Source organism: Thiocapsa sp., from assembly GCF_011390875.1.
In the GTDB taxonomy this organism is placed as follows: Bacteria; Pseudomonadota; Gammaproteobacteria; order Chromatiales; family Chromatiaceae; genus Thiocapsa.
The window spans coordinates 1-3,896 of the sequence record NZ_JAABRP010000313.1; the positions used below are offsets into that span (position 1 = coordinate 1).

The 3,896-nt window shown below is 63.7% G+C and carries 4 protein-coding genes and 1 pseudogene; all 5 read left to right on the forward strand.

Features of this window, described 5'->3' with window-relative positions:
- Positions 1–1,018, forward strand: a 1,018-nt coding sequence (gene lpxD, locus GPT33_RS17625; RefSeq protein ID WP_296811661.1) for a UDP-3-O-(3-hydroxymyristoyl)glucosamine N-acyltransferase, incomplete at its 5' end; no start/stop codon positions are given.
- 1 nt (position 1,019) lies between these two features.
- Positions 1,020–1,529 carry a 3-hydroxyacyl-ACP dehydratase FabZ gene (fabZ, locus tag GPT33_RS17630; protein WP_296811663.1) on the forward strand — a complete coding sequence of 170 codons (510 nt, stop codon included), beginning with the start codon at positions 1,020–1,022 and terminating at the stop codon, positions 1,527–1,529.
- Complete coding sequence (gene lpxA, locus GPT33_RS17635) at positions 1,526–2,296, forward strand: acyl-ACP--UDP-N-acetylglucosamine O-acyltransferase (RefSeq protein ID WP_296811666.1); 771 nt, start codon at positions 1,526–1,528, stop codon at positions 2,294–2,296. Before fabZ ends, lpxA begins: the two co-directional genes overlap by 4 nt.
- Positions 2,296–3,438 (forward strand): lipid-A-disaccharide synthase, encoded by a 1,143-nt coding sequence (gene lpxB / locus GPT33_RS17640; RefSeq protein WP_296811670.1) that lies wholly within the window; start codon positions 2,296–2,298, stop codon positions 3,436–3,438. The genes lpxA and lpxB overlap by 1 nt, the downstream gene beginning before the upstream one ends.
- A gap of 186 nt (positions 3,439–3,624) precedes the next feature.
- Positions 3,625–3,896, forward strand: a pseudogene (locus GPT33_RS17645) (hypothetical protein); the annotation flags it as partial.

Consider the following 3,896-nt stretch of genomic DNA (forward strand, 5'->3'; position numbering starts at 1 on the left):
TCGTTTAGCGGTTCCGTTGCGGGGCGATCCCGAGGCGCGTGTCTGCCGGATCGCGCCCCTGAGCAGCGCCGATGCAACCGATCTGACGTTTCTCGGCGACGGGCGCTTCAGGCGCCACCTCGAGCATACCCGGGCCGGCTGCGTGGTCCTCTCCTACGCCGACGCCGATGCCTGTGGGGCGCCGGTCCTACTGAGCGAGAACCCTTATCTGACCTTTACGAATGCGGCTCGGATACTGTACCCGGAGCCTGCGGTTGTCGGCGGAATCCATCCAAGTGCTGTCGTCGATCCGACGGCACAGGTCGATACGACAGCATGGGTCGGTCCGACCTGTGTTGTCGAGGCCGGCGCGGTCGTCGGTCCGCGCGTGTTCCTCGGACCCGGGTGCATCCTTGGTGAAGCGGTTCGAGTCGGCGAGGAGAGCCGTTTGGTGGCGCGCGTGACGCTCTGTCCGGGAACGCTTGTCGGCAAGCGCGCTCTGCTTCATCCCGGCAGCGTGATCGGTCGGGACGGCTTCGGATTTGCGCGCGACGGCGATCGGTGGGTGCGCATGCCGCAGGTCGGGCGCGCGATCCTGGGCGACGATGTCGAGATCGGTGCCAACACGACGGTCGATCGCGGTGCGATCGGCGACACACTGATCGGCGACGGGGTGAAGCTGGACAACCATATCCAGATCGGCCACAACGTCGAGATCGGCGAGAATACGGCGATGGCCGCGAATACCGGCATCTCCGGCTCGACCCGAATCGGTCGAAACTGCACCATCGCGGGCGCCGTCGGGATGGCGGGGCATTTGGAGATCGGCGATGGGGTCCACTTTACGGGGATGGCCATGGTGACCCGATCGGTCTCGGAGCCCGGCTCCTACAGTAGTGGGATTCCGGCCATGGCGAGCGCGGATTGGCGACGCAACGTGGCTCGCTTCAGGCATCTGGACGAGCTGGCGCGACGCATCAAACAACTTGAGATACGTATCGATACGATGAACGAAACAACTGGGCGGGAGGCTACCTAACATGGAGGGATCGCATCCCACGCCGACGGATTCTGATTTGCGTCTTGATCGCTCGGAGGACGTCGTGAGCACAATGGACATCCATAAGGTGCTGAGCCTCTTGCCGCACCGCTATCCTTTTCTATTGGTCGACAAGGTCATCGACTACAAGGTGAACGACTATCTGATCGCCTTGAAGAACGTCTCCTACAACGAACCCTTTTTTACCGGCCATTTCCCGGTGCGTCCGGTGATGCCCGGCGTCTTGATCATCGAGGCGCTGGCGCAGGCGACCGGATTGCTGGCAATGGCCTCGCGCCCGGACGAGGTGGGCAACAAGCTCTACTACTTCGTCGGAATCGACAAGGCGCGCTTTAAACGTCCCGTCGAGCCGGGCGATCAGTTGATTCTGGATGTGAAACTCGGGCCCGTGCGTCGGGGGATCTGGAAGTTCGACGGCGAGGCGCGCGTGGACGATCGCCTTGTGGCCAGCGCCGAGATCATGTGTACGGCCCGAGACTTCACCGCTTGATTCACCCGACCGCCTTGGTCGATCCGGGGGCGGCGCTGGATTCCGATGTCGAGGTCGGCCCCTTCGCCGTCATCGGCCCGAATGTCGAGATCGGCGCGGGGAGCCGCATAGGCCCCCATGCCGTGATCAAGGGTCCGACCCGGATCGGGCGCGAGAACCGGATCTTTCAATTCGCGAGTGTCGGTGAAGACCCCCAGGACAAGAAGTACGGCGGCGAGACGACGCGCCTCGAGATCGGGGATCGCAATCAGATCCGCGAGTTCACGACGCTTCATCGCGGCACGGTCCAAGATAGGAGCGTGACCCGAATCGGCAACGACAATCTCTTCATGGCCTACGTGCATGTGGCTCACGACTGTCGCATCGGCGACAACGTCATCATGGCCAACGCCGCTTCTCTGGGCGGCCATGTCGAGATCCAGGACTGGGCCATCCTCGGCGGCTTCACCATCGTCCACCAGTTTTGCAGGATCGGCGCCCACGGTTTCTGTGCCATGGGTTCGGTTCTGAGCAAGGACGTCCCTCCCTACGTCACCGTCGGTGGGCACCCGGCCGAGCCCCGGGGAATCAACGCCGAAGGCCTGCGGCGCCGCGGATTCTCCGACGTCGCCATCCAAGCGATCAAGCGCGCCTATCGCACACTCTATATGGGAAATCTGAAGCTGGCCGAGGCGATCGCCGAGCTGTCTCGCATGTCCGTGGACGTCCCGGAGCTCGGACTCATGGCCGAGTTCATCGCCGACAGTAGTCGCAGCATCGTGCGCTGATGTTGCGCATCGGCATCGTTGCGAACGAGGCGTCCGGCGATATCTTGGGTGCCGCGCTGGCGCGTGAGATCCGCAAACGGGTCCCCGAGGTTCGCTTCGTCGGCGTTGCCGGACCCCGGATGCAGGAGGAGGGTTGCGAGACCCTCTTCGCCATGGAACGGCTCTCCGTGATGGGGCTAATGGAGGTCCTCGGCCAGCTTCGCGAGCTTCTCGGGCTCAGACGCGAGCTGGTGCGCTATTTCGTCGAGACTCCCCCGGACGTCTTCATCGGCGTGGATGCGCCCGATTTCAATCTAGGGCTCGAGCGCCGACTGCGCGACGCAGGGATCCGCACCGTCCACATGGTCAGTCCCACCGTCTGGGCTTGGCGTCCGGGTCGGGTCAAGTCGATCCGCCGCTCCGTGGATCTCATGCTGAGCGTCTTCCCGTTCGAGGAGGCCTTCCTGCGCGAGCACGGCGTGCCGGCACGCTATGTCGGTCATCCGCTCGCCGACGAGATCCCGTTGGACATCGATCGTGTCGGTGCGCGACGTACCCTCGGTCTGCCGCAGTCAGGATCCATCGTCGCCCTGCTGCCCGGCAGTCGGATGGGCGAGGTCCAACGTCTGGCCGGGCCCTTTATCGAGACCGCCGCGCGTTGTCTCGCCGCCCGCCCGGACCTGCAGTTCGTCGTCCCGCTGGTCAGTGCCCGGCTGCGCGAGCGATTCGTTCAGGTCTTGGCGCAGGTTGCCCCGAATCTCCCGATCAGCTTGGTCGACGGGCGCAGCCGCGAGGTCCTCGCCGCAGCCGATGTCGTGCTGACGGCCTCGGGAACGGCAACGCTCGAGACCTTGCTGACCAAACGCCCCATGGTCGTCGCCTACCGCGTTCATCCGATCTCCTATCACCTGGTCAAACAGCTCGGTCTGGTCAAGGTGCCCTATATCGCGATGGCCAATCTTCTGGCCGAGAAGGAGCTGGCGCCCGAGTTCATACAAGGCCGCTGCCGCGCCGACCTATTGGCGCCGGCCGTCCTGGCGTTTCTCGATGATGCGGAGCGCGTCGCCGAGATCCAGGCCGAGTATCGGCGCATCCATCTTTGGCTCCGAAAGGGTGCTGCCGCGAGCGCGGCACAGGCGGTCCTCGATTTGGTGGCGTATTGAATCGCGTCCGATTCGGTCCGTGCAGTCTTGCCTTGGATTCACGCGAGAATATACAGGCAGCCTCGGTGGAGACGCGATTCAAGAAATTTTTGGTTTTTTCACTAGACCGCACCGGGCGCGGTTTAATGAGCAACGCCGGTAGATCCTTTCCCGGAAATCACCAAAAACCGCGTCAAGGAAAAGGCCATGGGTATTCTCGACGATTCGGAAACGAGGCAAACGCGATTCATTTCTCCGGACGCGGTTTTATGGGTCGCGGGCGTCGACGAGGCGGGGAGGGGGCCGCTTGCCGGTCCGGTCAGTGCCGCGGCGGTGATCCTGGATCCGACCTGCCCGATCTCGGGCCTCGACGATTCCAAGAAACTGACTCCGGCTCGGCGCGACGCCTTGGATCTCGAGATCCGCGAACGCGCACTGGCGTGGTCCATCGCGTGGGCCAGCGCGGAGGAGATCGACCG